The 15,600-nt window shown below is 64.2% G+C and carries 10 protein-coding genes and 1 pseudogene; 2 read left to right on the forward strand and 9 right to left on the reverse strand.

Annotation, left to right across the window (positions count from 1 at the left end; genetic code table 11):
* Window positions 1-262 precede the first annotated feature (262 nt).
* The gene (locus tag AAEZ08_RS00495; RefSeq protein ID WP_082332082.1) at window positions 263-481 is read left to right on the forward strand and encodes a hypothetical protein; all 219 of its coding nucleotides are present in this window, start codon (window positions 263-265) and stop codon (window positions 479-481) included.
* Between the two features lie 901 nt (window positions 482-1,382).
* Here AAEZ08_RS00495 and AAEZ08_RS00500 read toward each other — a convergent pair.
* Genes AAEZ08_RS00500 through AAEZ08_RS00520 form a run of 5 tightly spaced genes read right to left on the reverse strand, consistent with a single transcriptional unit; the run spans window position 1,383 to window position 6,929 of the window.
* The gene (locus tag AAEZ08_RS00500; RefSeq protein WP_500123518.1) at window positions 1,383-2,534 is read right to left on the reverse strand and encodes an acyl-CoA dehydrogenase family protein; all 1,152 of its coding nucleotides are present in this window, start codon (window positions 2,532-2,534) and stop codon (window positions 1,383-1,385) included.
* A gap of 38 nt (window positions 2,535-2,572) precedes the next feature.
* Window positions 2,573-3,667: an enoyl-CoA hydratase/isomerase family protein gene (locus tag AAEZ08_RS00505; RefSeq protein WP_013982631.1), complete on the reverse strand. Its 1,095-nt coding sequence runs from the start codon at window positions 3,665-3,667 to the stop codon at window positions 2,573-2,575.
* Between the two features lie 2 nt (window positions 3,668-3,669).
* Complete coding sequence (mmsB, locus tag AAEZ08_RS00510) at window positions 3,670-4,560, reverse strand: 3-hydroxyisobutyrate dehydrogenase (protein WP_020306202.1); 891 nt, start codon at window positions 4,558-4,560, stop codon at window positions 3,670-3,672.
* A 36-nt stretch (window positions 4,561-4,596) separates the two neighbouring features.
* Window positions 4,597-5,370, reverse strand: a complete 774-nt coding sequence (locus AAEZ08_RS00515) for an enoyl-CoA hydratase (protein WP_200594117.1) — start codon at window positions 5,368-5,370, stop codon at window positions 4,597-4,599.
* Between the two features lie 47 nt (window positions 5,371-5,417).
* On the reverse strand, window positions 5,418-6,929 hold the full coding sequence (locus AAEZ08_RS00520) for a CoA-acylating methylmalonate-semialdehyde dehydrogenase (RefSeq protein WP_500123519.1): 1,512 nt from the start codon (window positions 6,927-6,929) through the stop codon (window positions 5,418-5,420).
* 157 nt (window positions 6,930-7,086) lie between these two features.
* Here AAEZ08_RS00520 and AAEZ08_RS00525 point away from each other — a divergent pair, with 157 nt between their 5' ends.
* A complete protein-coding gene (locus tag AAEZ08_RS00525) occupies window positions 7,087-7,977 on the forward strand; it encodes a LysR family transcriptional regulator (protein ID WP_500123520.1) in 891 nt (296 codons plus the stop codon).
* 118 nt (window positions 7,978-8,095) lie between these two features.
* Here the strand turns inward: AAEZ08_RS00525 and AAEZ08_RS00530 are convergent, their stop codons facing one another.
* From AAEZ08_RS00530 to AAEZ08_RS00545, 4 genes and pseudogenes are all read right to left on the reverse strand, one after another.
* Entirely contained in the window at window positions 8,096-8,449 is a 354-nt protein-coding gene (locus AAEZ08_RS00530) for a YgaP family membrane protein (protein WP_003300491.1), read from the reverse strand.
* 65 nt (window positions 8,450-8,514) lie between these two features.
* Window positions 8,515-11,040: an alpha-glucan family phosphorylase gene (gene glgP, locus AAEZ08_RS00535; RefSeq protein ID WP_500123521.1), complete on the reverse strand. Its 2,526-nt coding sequence runs from the start codon at window positions 11,038-11,040 to the stop codon at window positions 8,515-8,517.
* A gap of 75 nt (window positions 11,041-11,115) precedes the next feature.
* Window positions 11,116-12,059 (reverse strand): annotated as a pseudogene (locus tag AAEZ08_RS00540) (endonuclease/exonuclease/phosphatase family protein).
* 339 nt (window positions 12,060-12,398) lie between these two features.
* Window positions 12,399-15,518, reverse strand: coding sequence for a transglycosylase domain-containing protein (locus tag AAEZ08_RS00545; protein WP_500123522.1), 3,120 nt, complete (start codon window positions 15,516-15,518; stop codon window positions 12,399-12,401).
* Window positions 15,519-15,600: the final 82 nt, after the last annotated feature.

Raw genomic sequence — 15,600 nt, forward strand, 5'->3', positions numbered from 1 at the left:
CGACGGTTAGAACTGTTCGCTTACCGCTGCCTAAAAGCGCGTTTTTTATTGGACATGTAGTCAGGAAATCGATTCCACAATATATAACGCTTATGTCGCAACACCGTCCAAAGTAATCATCTGGTATCGACCAAAGTAGTGTGTATAGCCTGTAATCCGCGGGCTAGACGTGCCGCACGTCGGTTAAGGTTGCGACTTGGCGCCAGCTGGCTACTATGAAAGAGAGGCTGCTTATTACAACAAAAACGGGGAGTCAGACGTCATGAACATTAATGCCGAACAACAAGTAGTTGCACTTGAACTGTGCCGTTTCCTGGCCCACTGCGTTGCCGCGATCGTTGTCGTGGGGATGCTCTTCGTGGCCCTTGTCGGATCCTGGCATGCTGCCCTGAGTGTTGGGGTCGTTCCATTGCTCGCCATCATGGCGTGCGATTATCTAGCAAGACGCAAGGAAACTGCTGTACAGACAGCAGACGCCTGAACGATTCAGGCGCTAACCAGCCGAAGAACCTTCTTATGCCCATCGAGCGATAGACACCCTGACAGTGACCACTGCCGGGGTGTCCTGCATTGTGTAGCCGCGAGTTGGCAGTCTGCCGGTCACCGCACCCATCGCGCTTCGCGTGTGGCCCACCACAGAGGGGTTACCCAAAGGTGTTACTCCTTTCGTACAGCGTAACGGCCGCTGAGGTGCGCGGTAACGAATCTGGCGCGAGTTCTACGCTCCGCCTGACAGGAAAAAATCACAAGCCATTGAAAAATAACGATTTATAAAAACTGGCACGACGAATGCTTTGTTATTGGCATAACAAGAACAAGAAAGCACACCCAATAACAAAAACAACACGTAGCGACTCCAACACAATAAAAATAAGCATGTGGAGGCGTAGCAAACTGATTCTTTTGGAGAGGAATTGCCCGACAGATTTCCTGTCGACCGGACCGAGAACAATAAAACTGCCTCAAGGCAGCTCCAGAACCGGTTGAGCCCGCGAGGGCAGTGGCAACATCAGCGACCAAAATAATCCGTTTGTTCTTTATGTCCCTTATGGGACTGCTATGCGGACGTTGTCCGACCGGGCTGCCAACAAGAACAACAAGCCCGTCAGCAGAAGAAGAACAAAGCAACACGCACTGAAGGGGAGCCTTATGGCTCCCCTTTTTATTTGCCGCAGTTTACGGTTGTTGCGAATTACCGGCGGGGCGGAGGCGGGATTGGTGGGCTGACGCCCGCCCTACAAGTCCGTAGGCGCTTAGGTGGGAACCCGGCGTTGCATTGGTGTATGCACCGTAGGGTGGGCTTCAGCCCACCAACAAACGCTGCGAAGACCAAGCGCAGCTGATCCCAGCAGCTTCACGCCCCCAGCCTCGCGGCGTGCCTACTAAAGGGCGTAGTTCGCCAGCTCCCGCGCGATCAACAGCCGCTGGATTTCGCTCGAGCCCTCGTAGATCTGCGTGATACGGGCATCGCGGTAGTAGCGCTCCACCGGATAGTCCTCGAGATAGCCGTAGCCGCCTTGGATCTGCACCGCCTGCGAACAGACCTTCTCCGCCATTTCCGATGCGAACAGCTTGGCCTGCGAGGCTTCGGACAGGCACGGCAGGCCGGCGCTCTTCAGCCGCGCGGCATGCAGAATCAGCAGACGCGCCGCATTCAGCTGGGTCTGCATGTCGGCGAGCATGTTGGCGATGCTCTGGTGCTCGGCGATCGGCTTGCCGAACTGTACGCGCTCGCGGGCGTAGAGCAGGGCCGCTTCGAAGGCCGCACGGGCGATACCCAGGGCCTGCGCACCGATGCCGATACGGCCGCCTTCGAGGTTCGACAGCGCAATCGCCAGGCCCTTGCCGCGCTCGCCAAGCAGGTTGGCCTCTGGGATTCGGCTGTCGCTGAGCGAGACCGCGCAGGTATCCGAGGCGCGGATGCCCATCTTGTGTTCGCTGCGTTCCACCGCGAAGCCGGGCGTGTCGGTGGGCACCAGAAACGCGGAAAGACCCTTCTTGCCGAGGTCTGGATCGGTCACCGCGAAGACGATGGCCAACTTCGCCCGCTTGGCATTGCTGCAGAACTGCTTGCTGCCGTTGAGCACCCACTGGCCGTCCACCAGCTCGGCGCGGGTGCGCAGGTTGTGCGCCTCGGAGCCGGCCTGCGGTTCGGTGAGGGCGAAGCAGCCGATGGCGCGACCGCTGGCCAGTTCGGCCAGCCACTCGTCCTTCTGCGCCTGCGAGCCGTAGTTCAGCACCGGGCCGCAGCCTACCGAGTTATGGATGCTCATCAGCGCGCCGGTGGCGCCGTCGCCGGCGGAGATTTCCTCCACGGCCAGGGCGTAGGCGACGTAGTCGATATAGCTGCCGCCCCATTCTTCCGGGACGACCATGCCGAGCAGGCCAAGCTCGCCCATCTGGGCGACCAGGGCGTCGTCGATCCAGCCGGCTTTTTCCCAGGCCTGTGCATGGGGGGCGATCTCGCGGCGGGCAAAGTCGCGCGCCATGTCGCGGATCATGCGTTGGTCTTCGTTGAGTTCGAGGTCATGCATTGCGCGGTCTCTTCTTGTTGTTGTGCTGCAAAAGAGGTTCAGGCCGTGGCGCTGCGGCGTGTCTTGCCGGTGGTGGCCTTGAAGCCGTCGAAGAACGCCTGGACGCGCTCCGGCGTGACCTCTGCCAGCGTCGGCGGATTCCAGCGTGGGGACTTGTCCTTGTCGATGATCAGCGCGCGCACGCCTTCCATGATGTCGCCCTTGGCGAACCATTGACGGTCCAGATGTAACTCCAGGGCGAAGCAGTCGGCCAGGGGCAGATTGCGGCCGCGCCGCAGCATCTCCAGGGTGACGCACATCGCCAGGGGTGAGCGGCTGTCGAGCACCTTGAGGGTTTCGGCGGCCCAGTCGCTGAATTCGGGACGGTTCTCGGCTGCCAGCGAGGCACGAACCGATGCCACGTCCTGCTTGGCGAAATGCTCGTCGATGGCCTGGTGCAGCGCTTTGAGTTCGGAACCGGGCAGCCTGTTGGTGCCTAGTGTGGCCACCAGGGTGCGTAGCGCCTCCTGGGGATGGACCGACCAGCTCATGCGGTCCAGGCAGCGATCCAGCTCGGCAATCTGGTCGTGGCTGACGCACCAGTCCGCCAGGCCCACGTGCAGCGCATCGGCGGCGCGGATCTGCAGGCCGGTGATGCCCATGTAGGTGCCAAGCTCTCCCGGCAGGCGCGAGAGGAAATAGCTGCCGCCGACATCCGGGAAATAGCCGATGCCGACTTCCGGCATGCCCATGCGCACGCGCTCGGTGACTACCCGCAGCGACGCGCCCTGAACCAGGCCCATGCCGCCGCCGAGGACGAAACCGTCCATCAGCGCCAGCAGTGGTTTCGGGTAGGCATGGATGTACTGATCGAGGGCGTATTCCTCCTCGAAGAAGGTTTCGTGCTCGGTGTCGCCGCGCTGGAAGCTGTCGTACAGCGAACGGATGTCACCGCCGGCGCAGAAGGCTTTTTCGCCATTGGCACGCAGTACCACGGCATGAATCTGCGGATCGGCAGCCCAGGCGCTGAGCTGCTGGTGCAGCAGGCGGACCATTTCCAGGGTCACCGCATTCAGCCCGGCCGGGCGGTTGAGGGTGAGGTGGCCGACGTGGTTGCGTACGGCGGCCAGCACGGGGCGTTCGGTTGCACTCATGGTCAGGTGTCCTTGCGGTACTGATTGATGATCGCCGAGAAGTCCAGGCCGCCATGACCCTGGGCGCTGAAGCTCTGGTAGAGCTGCTGGGCGAGCGCGCCGAGGATCACCGGCTGACGCACCTGCTTGGCGGCCTCGGTGGCCAGGCCCAGATCCTTGAGCATCAGGTCGCTGCCGAAGCCGCCGCTGTAGCCGCGGGAGGCCGGTACGTTGTCCAGCACGCCGGGGAAGGGGTTGTAGGTATCCGAGCTCCAGCAGCGGCCGCTGGAGGTGTTGATCACCCCGGCCAGGGTCTTGGCATCCATGCCCAGCGCGACGCCCAGCGCCATCGCCTCGGCGACGCCGATCATGGAAATGCCCAAGAGCATGTTGTTGGCGACCTTGGCCACCTGGCCGTTGCCGGCTGCACCGCAGTGCACGATGTTCTTGCCCATGGCCGCGAGGATCGGTTGTGCACGATCGAAGTCCGCATCGCTGCCACCGACCATGAAGGTCAGGGTGCCGGCTGCTGCACCGCCGGTGCCGCCGGAAACCGGTGCGTCGAGCATTGGGTTGCCATGCTCGGCGGCGGCCTTGGCCACTTCGCGGGCACTGTGCGGATCGATGGTCGAACAGTCGATCAGCATCACACCGGCCCGGCTGCTGGCGATCAGGCCGTTCTCGCCCAGGTACACGCTCTTCACATGGGCGGCGGCCGGTAGCATGGTGATGATCAGCTCGGCGTTGCCCTGGGCGATGGCGGTCGGGGAGTCGACCGGCAGCGCGCCGGCGCCGACCAGGTTTTCGACGGCCGCGGCGTTGAGGTCGAAGACGCTGAGCTGGTGGCCTGCCTTGAGCAGGTTGTGGGCCATGGGTGCGCCCATGTTGCCCAGGCCGATGAATCCGATATGCATGGCGTGATTCCTCTTGTTGTTATGGCCAGATGCGGCTTAGCGATGGGTGAACTCAGGCTTGCGCTTCTCGCTGAATGCGGCCATGCCTTCCTTCTGGTCGGCAGTGGCGAACACCGCGTGGAACACACGACGCTCGAAGCGGATGCCTTCGGCCAGCGTGGTCTCGAAGGCGCGGTTGACGCTTTCCTTGATCATCATGGTGGCCGGCAGGGATTTCTCGGCGATCACCCGGGCGGCCTTGAGGGTTTCCTCCAGCAGGCTTTCGGCCGGGAATACGCGCGCGACCAGGCCGGCGCGCTCGGCTTCGGCGGCGTCCATCTGGCGACCGGTCAGGCACATGTCCATCGCCTTGGCCTTGCCCACTGCGCGGGTCAGGCGTTGGGTGCCGCCAATACCTGGCAGCACGCCGAGGTTGACTTCCGGCTGGCCGAAACGCGCATTGTCGGCGGCGAAGATCATGTCGCAGAGCAACGCCAGCTCGCAGCCGCCGCCCAGGGCGTAACCGGCGACGGCGGCAATCAGCGGCTTGCGGCGCGTGGCAATGCGGTCGGCTTCGGCAAAGAGGTCATCGAGATAGACCTGCGGGTAGGACAGCTCGGCCATTTCCTTGATGTCGGCGCCGGCGGCGAACGCCTTGGCCGAGCCGGTGAGCACGATGCAGCCGATCTGCGGATCGGCCTCGAGCTGGCCCAGGGCCTGGTTCAGTTCGCTGATCAGCTGCGCATTGAGCGCATTGAGCGCCTGCGGCCGGTTGAGGGTGATCAGCGCAACGCGCTCCTGGATGTCGACGAGCAGGGTTTCGAATGTCATTTCAGCGTCCTTGAGGGCCGGCGCGTCCGCCGGCCCGGTGGGTGATGTCACTTCAGGTTGATGGTGGTGTTGACCGGGCCGCCGACCTCGTTTTCATCGAACCAGCGCTCGGTGATGGTCTTGGTCTGGGTGTAGAACTGCACCACCTGTTTGCCGTAGGGGCCGAGGTCGCCGAGCTTGGAAGCGCGCGAACCGGTGAAGGAGAACATCGGCACCGGCACCGGGATCGGTACGTTGATGCCCACCTGACCCACGTCGATCTCTTCCTGGAAGTGCCGCGCCGCGGCGCCGGAGCGGGTGAAGATGGCGGTGCCGTTGCCATTCGGGTTGGCGTTGATCAGCGCGATGGCTTCGTCCATGGTCGCCGCCGCCATGACGCAGAGGACCGGGCCGAAGATTTCTTCCTGATAGATGCTCATCTCGCGGGTAACGCCGGAGAAGATCGTCGGGCCGACGAAGTTGCCCTTTTCGTAGCCGCTGACGCTCGGGTTGCGGCCGTCCAGCTCAAGCTTGGCGCCTTCGCGTACGCCGCGTTCGATCAGCCCGCTGACGCGATCCAGCGCCGCGCAGGAAACCAGCGGACCGACATCGGTGCCGGCCTCGACACCGGCGTTGACCTTGAGGGTCTGCGCCTTGGCCACCAGATCGGGAATCCAGGCCTGCGCCTCGCCCACCAGCACCACCACCGACAGCGCCATGCAGCGCTGGCCGGCCGCACCGAAGGCGGCACCGGCGAGGTTGTTGAGGGTCTGTTCCTTGTGCGCATCGGGCAGCACGATGGCGTGGTTCTTCGCGCCCATCATGCACTGCACGCGCTTGCCGGCCTGGCTGGCGCGGTTGTAGACATGGGTGCCGACCCTGGTCGAGCCAACGAAGGAAACCGCCTTGATATCCGGGTGGTCGCAGATCGCATTTACCGCGTCCGCACCGCCATGCACCACGTTGAGCACGCCCGGAGGCACCCCGGCTTCCAGTGCCAGTTCGCACAGGCGCATGGTGACCATCGGGTCCTGTTCGGACGGTTTGAGGACGAAGGTATTGCCGGTGGCGATGGCCATCGGGAACATCCACAGCGGGATCATCGCCGGGAAGTTGAACGGGGTGATGCCGGCGCAGACGCCCAGCGGCTGCAGCAGGGTATAGGTATCGACGCCGGCGGCGACGTTGTTAGCCAGCTCGCCGAGCTGCAGGTTGCCGATACCGGCGGCGTGCTCGACCACTTCCAGGCCGCGGAACACGTCGCCCTCGGCATCGGCCAGGGTCTTGCCCTGTTCGGCGGTGAGGATCGCCGCCAGCTCCTTCATGTTTTCGCGAATCAGCTGCTGGTACTTGAGAAAGATGCGCGCCCGCGCGCCGATCGGTGTCTTGCGCCAGGTCTTAAAGGCCTGCTGGGCGCTGGCGACGGCGCGGTCGATTTCCTCTCCGGTCGCAAACGGCACGCGCGCCAGGACTTCCTGGGTCGCCGGGTTGACGACATCGCGCCAGTCCTGGGTGGTCGATTCGATAAATTCACCGTCGATCAGCAATTTGACGGTAGGAATGGAGCTGGACGTTGTCATAAGGATCTCCGCCTGAGAAGGCACTGTTGTTGTTATGGCTCGCGGACGGCTGCGACCAGTTGCACCGAATGTAGCAATGCAAAAAACCACATTACAATGCGATCGACTGCAGAGTCGTTCTGCATAAATGCACAGCGGGCTGATGGAGGCTTCAACCATGGACTGGGACAATCTGCGCTATTTCCTCGAGGTCGCCCGAGCGGGGCGGCTGACGACCGCGGCGCGCCGGCTCGCCGTGGACCACACCACCGTGTCCCGTCGTTTGCAGGCGCTGGAAAAAAGCATCGGCCTGCAGCTGTTCCTGCGCGAGCCGGGTGGCTACAAGCTCACCGAAGCCGGGCGCAACCTGCTGCCGCGAGTGGAAGCGATGGAAAGCGCCAGCGTGGCCATCGAACATTCGTTGCCGAGCATGGCCGATGGCCTTTCCGGGCAGGTGCGCATCGGCGCGACGGAAGGTTACGGCACGGTGATGCTCGCCGGCCAGCTCACCGGGCTCAGCCGGCGCTATCCGCATCTGAACATCGACCTGCTGGCACTGCCGCGCGCGGTGCGCCTGTCGCGTCACGAGGCGGATATCGTCATTACCCTGGAACGCCCGGAGCGCGGTCCGTTCATCATCACCCGGCTCACCGATTACGTGCTGCGGTTGTATGCGTCGCCGGCGTATCTCGATGAACATCCGCCGATCCGCAGCCGCGAGGATCTGGCCGCGCATCGCTTCGTCAGCTACGTGGATGATCTGCTGTTCAGCAAGGAACTGCTGTTTCTCGATGGGATCGCCGATCCCCGCTCGGTCGGCCTGCGCAGCACCAGCCTGCTGGCGCAGCAGGAAGCCGTGGCGATGGGGGCGGGGATCGCGATCCTGCCGGCGTTTTCCGCCGACGCCGATCCGCGGTTGCGACTGCTGCTGCCCGAGGAGGTCAGCTTCACCCGAACCTTCTGGATGCTGATGCCGATCGAGTTCAAGGACCTGGCGCGCATGCGCACGACCTGGGATTACCTGAAGGAAATGGCGCAGCAGAATCAGGACCGATTGTTGGGTCAGTAGTTATCGATGATTGACCGCATTGCAGCCACGGCGCCGCTAGAGCGCCGTGAGGTTTGCACTTTTGCCGCTTGTAGGGGCTGTTAGCGAGCAGCGCATCATCGAGGCGCTGCCCGGTCGATCAGACGCGCGGCGTGGTGCGGCTTTCGTTGCCCATGGGGGTGGAGTCCGGCATTTGTACGCTGGTATCGGTGAAGTCCGAACTGTGCACTTCGGAATCCATCGGCATATGGCTGTAGCGCTGGCTAGGCAGCGCCGGCTTGCTTTCCATCTCCGCGAGCATGCGCTTGGCCTCGCAGCGACCGCTGATACCACGAGCCAGCGCCATACCGCCCATGGCCAGCTCAGCGATCCCGATCAATCCGCCACGGCGTAGCCCCTTGCCCATCATCACCAGGCCGCCCGCCAGCGACGCGGCGCGCTCCCAGCCGTGGACGTTCTGTGGGGCGGTTTTGTCGAACATTTGCTTGATCATGACGCGGCATCCTCTATGGGGGTGGTTTATAGATGACTGCGGCGTGCGGGCAGCGTTCCGGCTGTTCATCGCTGCCAGAGAATGAGCGGCAGCTCCAGCGGCACCGCCAGGCCCAGCGCGGGGCTGGGGACGACCCGTGCGGTGTAGTCGGCCTCAGGGCGCTGGGTGCTCAGCTCGGTCCGGTAGGTGGCGTATGAGCCTTCGTGGTGCTGGAGTTGCAACGTGTGGACGTTGGCCGGCTCCGCTCCCTGCGATTCGGCGAACAGCTGTACGGCTATCTGCTCCGGTTCGATTCGGCCGAGGTGCAGGCGAGCCTCGATGTGCTGGGCATCGCCCTCGCGCCGCCACTCAAGCTGTTCGAAGGCCAGCTCGTGCCAGTAACTGCGCAGGCTGGTGATTCGGCGCGACATCTCGGTGGCCAACGCAGAACCATCCGCGCAGCGCTGTCGGTAGCGGTCTGACAGCGGCAGGTAATAGCGCTCGGTGTATTCACGCACCGTCCGGTCGGCGGAAAAGCGTTCCACCAGAGCACTCATGCTGCGGCGCATGCGTTTCACCCAGGCGGTGGGGATGTCCTGCTGGTCGCGCTGGTAGAAGCAGGGCACGACGTGCTCTTCGAGTAGCCGATACAGCTGTTCGGCGTCCACGGCATCGTGTTCGGGTTCATGTTCCAGGCCGTCGCCGACCGCCCAGCCGAGGTCGGCGGCATAGGCTTCGGCCCACCAGCCGTCGAGCTGCGAAAGATTCAGCCCACCGTTGGCCAGGACCTTCATGCCGCTGGTGCCACTGGCTTCCCACGGGCGACGCGGGGTATTCAGCCAGACATCCACGCCCTGCACCATGTGCCGGGCGATACGCATGTCATAGTCCTCGAGAAATACCACGTGGCCGGCAATATCGGGGCGCGCGGCGAACTGCTGCCATTCGCTGAGCAGCGCCTGGCCGGCGCGATCGGCGGGGTGCGCCTTGCCGGCAACCAGCAGCTGCACCGGGTAATCGCGATGGGTGAGGAGGCGCGCCAGCCGCTCCGGGTCCTGCAGCAGCAGATTGGGGCGTTTGTAGGCGGCGAATCGCCGGGCAAAGCCTAGCGTCAGCCGTTGCGGATGCAGGCGCGAGCCGGCGAATTCGATCTCCGCAGGCGAGGCACCGTGCACCGCGAGGCTGCGAGCCAGGTGGCTGCGTACGAAGCTGAGCAGTTCGCCACGGGCATGCTGGCGGATCTGCCACAGCCAGCGGTCATCGACCTGCGCCAGCAGGTCGTCCACGGAAGCCTGGTCGGTGCCGCGCCAGGGGATTTCATCGCCATGCAGCTCATACCAGTGGGCTTCGGCGTCTGGCGATACCCAGGTCGGCAGGTGGATGCCATTGGTGACATGACCGACCGGCACCGACTCGAGCGGCCAGCGTGGATAAAGCTCGCGGAAGATGTAGCGACTGGTGCGGCCATGCAGCTGGCTGACGGCATTGACCGCGCCGGCCCCGCGCGTTGCCAGGTAGGCCATGTTGAATGGCTCGTGTGGGTCGTGCACATGCTTGCGTCCCATGGCCAGCAGCGCCTGCAGCGGGATGCCCAGTTCGTACTCGGCATAGCGCTCCAGGTATTTGCTCAGCAGATCCGGCGGGAAGCGGTCGAAGCCGGCTTCGACGGGCGTATGGGTCGTGAACAGATTGCCCGCGCGGGTTGCGTGGAGTGCCACGTCGAAGGACACGCGCTCCCTGGCCATGTAGCTGCGGGCGCGCTCCAGCACGGCGAATGCGGCGTGGCCGTCGTTCAGGTGAAGCACGTCGGCCTGCAGTCCGGCGGCTTCGAGCAGCCGCCAGCCGCCGATGCCCAGCACCAACTCCTGGCGCAGACGCATTTCGTTGTCGCCACCGTAGAGTTCGCTGGTGATCAGTCGTGCGATGGGCGGGTTGGCAGGGTCGTTGGTGTCCAGCAATAGCAGGCGGTGGCGGCCGACCCTGGCCTGCCAGCCGCGCAGCCAGATCTGCACGCCAGGCAGCTGGATCGCGAAACGCAATGCTGTTCCGCTGGTGTCGAGCAGCGGCTCGATGGGCATCTGCCGGGTGTCATTGACCGGGTAGAGTGCCTGCTGGCGACTATCCGGGCCGATGCTCTGGCGAAAATAGCCGTGCTGCCAGAGCATGCCTACTGCGGTTATCGGCACGCCGAGGTCGTTGGCGGCCTTGAGCTGGTCGCCGGCGACATTGCCGAGCCCGCCGGAGTAGATCGGCAGCGCCTCGCTGAGCATGTACTCCATGGAGAAATAGGCGACTCGCGCGAGTTGTTCGCTGTAACTGCGGTCACCGTGGCCTTGGCTGGCGAACCAGGTCGGCCTCTCCAGGCGTGCCTGCTGAGCTTCGACGATGCCCTCCACCAGACGATGGCATTCAGCGCGTTGCAGCAGTGCTTGCAGCTTCTGTTCGGGCACGGTGCTGAGCACCAGGCTGGGATTGCGCGTGAGCTGCCACAGGTCGTTATCGATCAGCTGCCACAGGTCATCGTTCTGGCTGGTCCAGCGGATGGACTGGTCGAAGGCGAGCTGGCGCAGGGTTTCCGGGGTGATGGCGGGGCGTTCGGATGCAGGCGTCATGCAGGCTCTCTCGTCTGAACTGGGCGCGCGGTGTGTTCCAGCATAGGCCGATCGCCGCGGCTGAGGGCCAGCGGCTCAGCGTCGCGGACCGGCCGCAGGCTGCGGCACCTCGCTCGGGGTGACGGGCTCCTCGTCGATGGTTTCCTCGACCTGCTGCTCGTCGTCGCGATCGGCTTCAAGGCCATGCTGCTCTTCAGTGTGCTTGGGGTCGTACTGCAACTCGATGAACACCGGGAAATGGTCGGAGCCGATATCAGGCAGCCGCAGCAGGCGGATGAAGCGGAAATGCGCGCTGTGAAAAAAGTGATCAAGCGGCCAGCGTAGAAACCAGTGATGGACATGGAAGGTGTTGTACATGCCGCGGCCGACCCGTGGGTCGAGCAGTCCGCTGATCTTGCGGAACAGGCGCGTGGTGGGCGACCAGGCGACATCGTTGAGGTCGCCGCTGACGATGATCGGGTCATCGCTGTCCTGGATGCTCCTGGCGACCACCAGCAGCTCCGCGTCGCGCTCGGTGGATTCCTCGTTCTCGGTCGGGCTGGGCGGTGCCGGATGCAGAAAGTGCATGCGCACCGCGAGCTCGTCGCTGACACGCACCCGGGCATGCATGGAGGGCACGTCGTCCTCCACCAGAAAGCACAGCTCCGGCTCTTCCAGCGGCAGACGTGAAAACACATGCATGCCGTAGAGGTTGTCCAGTGGGCAGCGGATGCTGTGCGGTATTGCTCGGCGAGTTGCTCGAGCTGCGTTTCCCACCATTGGTCCGATTCGAGGGTCACCAGCACGTCGGGGCGGTACTCGCGAACCAGCGCCAGCAGCCGATCGGACTGTCGGTTCGGCCCCAGCACATTGGATGACATCACCCGGATGCGCGGCCCTGCAGCATCTGTCTCCGCCCTGCGCACCTCGTTGCACCAGGGGCGTGTGTAGGGCACGACCCATGCGAGCTGGTATACCAGGCAGGCGCCGGCCAAGGCAGAGATCAGGTAATGCCACGGCTGGCTGTAGTCGAGCAGCATGCCTTGAGCGACGAGCAGGGCGACCAGCAGTGCGCCGAGCTGCAGGCGTGGAAACTCCCATACGCGCACCCACCAGGCGCGATGCCGCCAGAGCGGCAGGAGTGTGACCAGCACAAAGAGTCCCGTGGTGAGCAGCAGTACCCCTTCGATCATGACATTTCCCGTTGTGGCCGATCAGTTCGGCAATCAGGTGTGCACTCCAGATTGGTTCCAGGACCGGGATATTCGACAGGCAATCAGGCGAAGCGTCGCAAACGAATTTGGATTACGTCCAGATTTTGCCGGCGCACGCGCCGAAACCGGCGCCGCGAAAGGGCGCCGGCACGCGCGTTTTGGGGATCAGTTCTCGGCCGAAAGCATGCCGCTGGTCAGTGCCGGGAGGTCATCCGGTCGGCACAGCGTGTTATGACCTTGCAGGTAGGGTTGCAGGATGGGCGCCATGCCCTTGAGCGTTTGCACGGGCAGCGCCGAGGTAAAGCGGAAGCTGTCGGCGGCGCGCCCAGGCACATAGGCTGTCAGCGTGCCGAAGTGGTTGGGCCCGAGATAGAAGACGAAGGTGGCGGTGCGGTTCAGCGCCAGCGAGCTGATCAGCCGGCCGCCAGCGCCGACGCTCTGGATGCGGTTGTCACCGGTGCCGGTCTTGCCGCCCATTCGCAAAGCGCTTCCGTCCTGCTGCACGAAACTGCCTTGCAGGCGCCGTGCGGTACCGCCTTCGACCACATTGGCCAGTGCATCCTGTAGCGCGCGGGCCACTTCGACCGGCATCACCCGCTTGCCGGTCCCGGTGGCAAGGCCCATGCGGGTTTCATAGGGCGTGCCCTGGGCGAAGTGCAGGTTGTCGATGCGCACGCTGGGCAGGCGGACACCATCGTTGAGGATGATGCCCATCAGATCGGCCAGCGCAGCCGGCCGATCACCCGAGCTGCCCAGCGCGGTCGCCAGTGACGGCACCAGGTTGTCGAACGGATAGCCCAGCCGCTGCCAGCGGCGATGAATGTCGGTGAAGGCCTCGACCTCCAGCATGATGCGAATCCGGCTGTCGCGCGCGCTCTTGTGCCGGCTGCGGAACAGCCAGCCGTAGACTTCCTGGCGCTGCGCGCGGCTGTCGGCAACCACTTCGGAGAGCGTCGCCTGCGGGTGGGCGATCAGGTAGCCCAGCAGCCAGAGGTCCAGCGGGTGCGTGCGGGCGATGTAGGCCTGATCGGGCAGGCTGTAGGCGCCCGGGCCATAGCGGGTGTAGAGCGCATCCAGCTTCTTGTCGTTGAGATCGGAGTCCGGCAGATGCTGCTTGAGAAAACTGTCGAATACCGGCCGCTCGGCATCCGGCATCAGGTAGCGATGCACGGCCGCCAGGCGCACGGGTGTCGGCCGCATGCCCTGCAGGAAGGTCTCGATGCGCTGCTCGGCGCTCTTGTTGCGGTACTTCTTCCAGAAACGTTGCAGGAACACCGAGCCCTCGCGATCGGCGAAGCGGGTCAGGTATTGCTGGCGGCGCGGGTCCTTGTCGTCACCCAGCAGTTCGGCACTATTGATGGTTTCGTAGGTGCTGTAACTCACCAGATCACGCATCAGCCGTACGAAGGGCAGATTGATCGATTCGCGCAGCGATTCGCGTACGGTGGGGATGCGTCCGTCGTCTTCACGGCGGAAGTTGCCGAAGCGGTGCATGCCGGCGCCGGTGAAGAAGCGTTCGGCGGGGCTGGCCGAGTAGCGCCGATCCAGCGCGGCGTCGAGCATGCGCTCCAGGCTGCGGTCGCTGTGCGTGGCCAGGTAATCGATGGCCCAGCGGCTTAGATTGGCCTTGGTGTCGATCTTGCGTAGCTCGCTTGGGGTGAGATCCGAGTAGCGCTGGTGCAGCTCGGCGATAACCTCAAGATAGGTGGTCAGCACGCGCAGCTTGGCGGTTGAACCCAGCTCCAGCTTGCTGCCCTCGTTGATGTCGAACGGCTGGTTGGTGTTGTCGGTTTGCACCCGCACTTGGAAGCCTTCCTCGCCGCGCTCGAACAGCGTGAAGCTGTAACGCACCGCGGCGGTTTTCTCCGGGGACAGCATGCGATCGCCGAACAGCCCGACCGATTCGGCGAAAGCGGGATCGGCCAGGCGCACCAGGTACTCACTGATCTGTGCCTGCAGATCACCCTGCAGCGGCGTGCTGGCGGTGAGGTCCAGGCGATCCAGGTCGTACAGCGGCAAGCCGAGCAGCCCGGCCAGACGCATGCGCGCGACGGTGATGCCCTTGGTGGCTTCCACCTGCCGGATCGCCGAGTCGCGACTCGGGCTTTGTCCGAGGACGCGTTGGCCCAGCGCGGCGTCGCGCAGGCCGGCATCGATGATGCCGCCGTTGGCCAGCAGGCGGATGTGACTGTCGGTCAGCGTTGCCATTTCCTCGCGACCGGCACCCAGGTAGTACGACGGGCGCCGCTGTGCGATCAGCAGCGACAGCACCTGACGCAGCGCCAGACCGCGCGCCTGCGCATCGACCTCGTCGGCGCTGCGTGGATCGAGCAGGCGATTGACTTCACGGAAGTCGGCGCCGAACCACAGTCGCAAGCCATCGGCGATGCCATGCACTTCACCGTGCCCGGGCGCCGCCGAGAGCGGCACGCTGTTGAGGTAGTCGCGCACGATGCGCTGACGGGTGGCCAGGGTCTGCGGGCCCTCGCGATAGGTACGCACGCTGGCGGAGATCATCTGCCGGATCTTTTCCTGCGGATCGCCGGTGCGGCCTTCGGGCGAATGCCGATACTTCTCGACCTGGGTGGCCAGGGTGCTGCCGCCGGCGGCCTGGCCGCTGAGGCCGAGGCGCTTCTCCAGCTGGCTGATCGCCGCCTTGGTGAAGCGCGGCCAGTCCACCGCCGGGTTGGCGTGGGGGCGGCTGGCGTCCAGCAGGCCACGGTCCTCGATGAACAACAGGCTCATCACTACCAGCGGTGGGATGTCCTCGAAGCGCTCGTAATACTGGCGTGGATAGCTGTTGGTGTAGATCGGCACGCCGCGGCAGTCGATGATGGTCAACCCGGCCTGGGAGTCCTCGGGGTAGGGCGAAAAGAAGCCGTGGTTGGTGTAATCCAGCAGTGCCCGCGAGAAGCGTGCCTGCTCCTCGATTCTGAAATTGCGCTGTGACAGCTGTTGAATGAAGCGCGGCAGATCGATGTAGCCCAGGCGGCGGTCGAACGGACCGTCCTCGGGGAACTGAATGCGTGGGCTCGGCCCGGGTTTGACCGCGTAATCCAGATCGGCCGCATAGCGGCTTAACCAGTGCGATTGCCACCGGGCGCTGTCCAGCTCCTGCCAGCCGAGGTAACCCCCACCGGCAAGCAGCGAAACACCGACGAGCAGTGCCAAGCGGCGGGCTGCCTTGCGGCGGCCTTTAGCTGATTTGCGGGGTGATTTCGGAGTTGGGGCGCGCTGATTACGCCCATCCTGGGATGTCTTGTCGGACCGCCATACTGCGCCCATGTGTGCCTGGCTTCCTAGCAGTGCTCTACGGCAAGCATAGTTCGCCCGCACGGCTTAAGCGATGGCGGTTTGACGAACGGAG

The sequence above is a fragment of the Pseudomonas sp. E45-MNA-CIBAN-0222 genome, from assembly GCF_040310405.1.
GTDB classification, from domain to species: Bacteria; Pseudomonadota; Gammaproteobacteria; order Pseudomonadales; family Pseudomonadaceae; genus Stutzerimonas; species Stutzerimonas stutzeri_AC.

Coding starts and splice junctions, on each gene's coding strand:
- AAEZ08_RS00495 (WP_082332082.1), top strand. CDS start 263: ATGAACATTAATGCCGAACAACAAGTAGTTGCACTTGAACTGTGCCGT.
- AAEZ08_RS00500 (WP_500123518.1), bottom strand. CDS start 2,534: ATGCATGACCTCGAACTCAACGAAGACCAACGCATGATCCGCGACATG.
- AAEZ08_RS00505 (WP_013982631.1), bottom strand. CDS start 3,667: ATGAGTGCAACCGAACGCCCCGTGCTGGCCGCCGTACGCAACCACGTC.
- mmsB (WP_020306202.1), bottom strand. CDS start 4,560: ATGCATATCGGATTCATCGGCCTGGGCAACATGGGCGCACCCATGGCC.
- AAEZ08_RS00515 (WP_200594117.1), bottom strand. CDS start 5,370: ATGACATTCGAAACCCTGCTCGTCGACATCCAGGAGCGCGTTGCGCTG.
- AAEZ08_RS00520 (WP_500123519.1), bottom strand. CDS start 6,929: ATGACAACGTCCAGCTCCATTCCTACCGTCAAATTGCTGATCGACGGT.
- AAEZ08_RS00525 (WP_500123520.1), top strand. CDS start 7,087: ATGGACTGGGACAATCTGCGCTATTTCCTCGAGGTCGCCCGAGCGGGG.
- AAEZ08_RS00530 (WP_003300491.1), bottom strand. CDS start 8,449: ATGATCAAGCAAATGTTCGACAAAACCGCCCCACAGAACGTCCACGGC.
- glgP (WP_500123521.1), bottom strand. CDS start 11,040: ATGACGCCTGCATCCGAACGCCCCGCCATCACCCCGGAAACCCTGCGC.
- AAEZ08_RS00545 (WP_500123522.1), bottom strand. CDS start 15,518: ATGGGCGCAGTATGGCGGTCCGACAAGACATCCCAGGATGGGCGTAAT.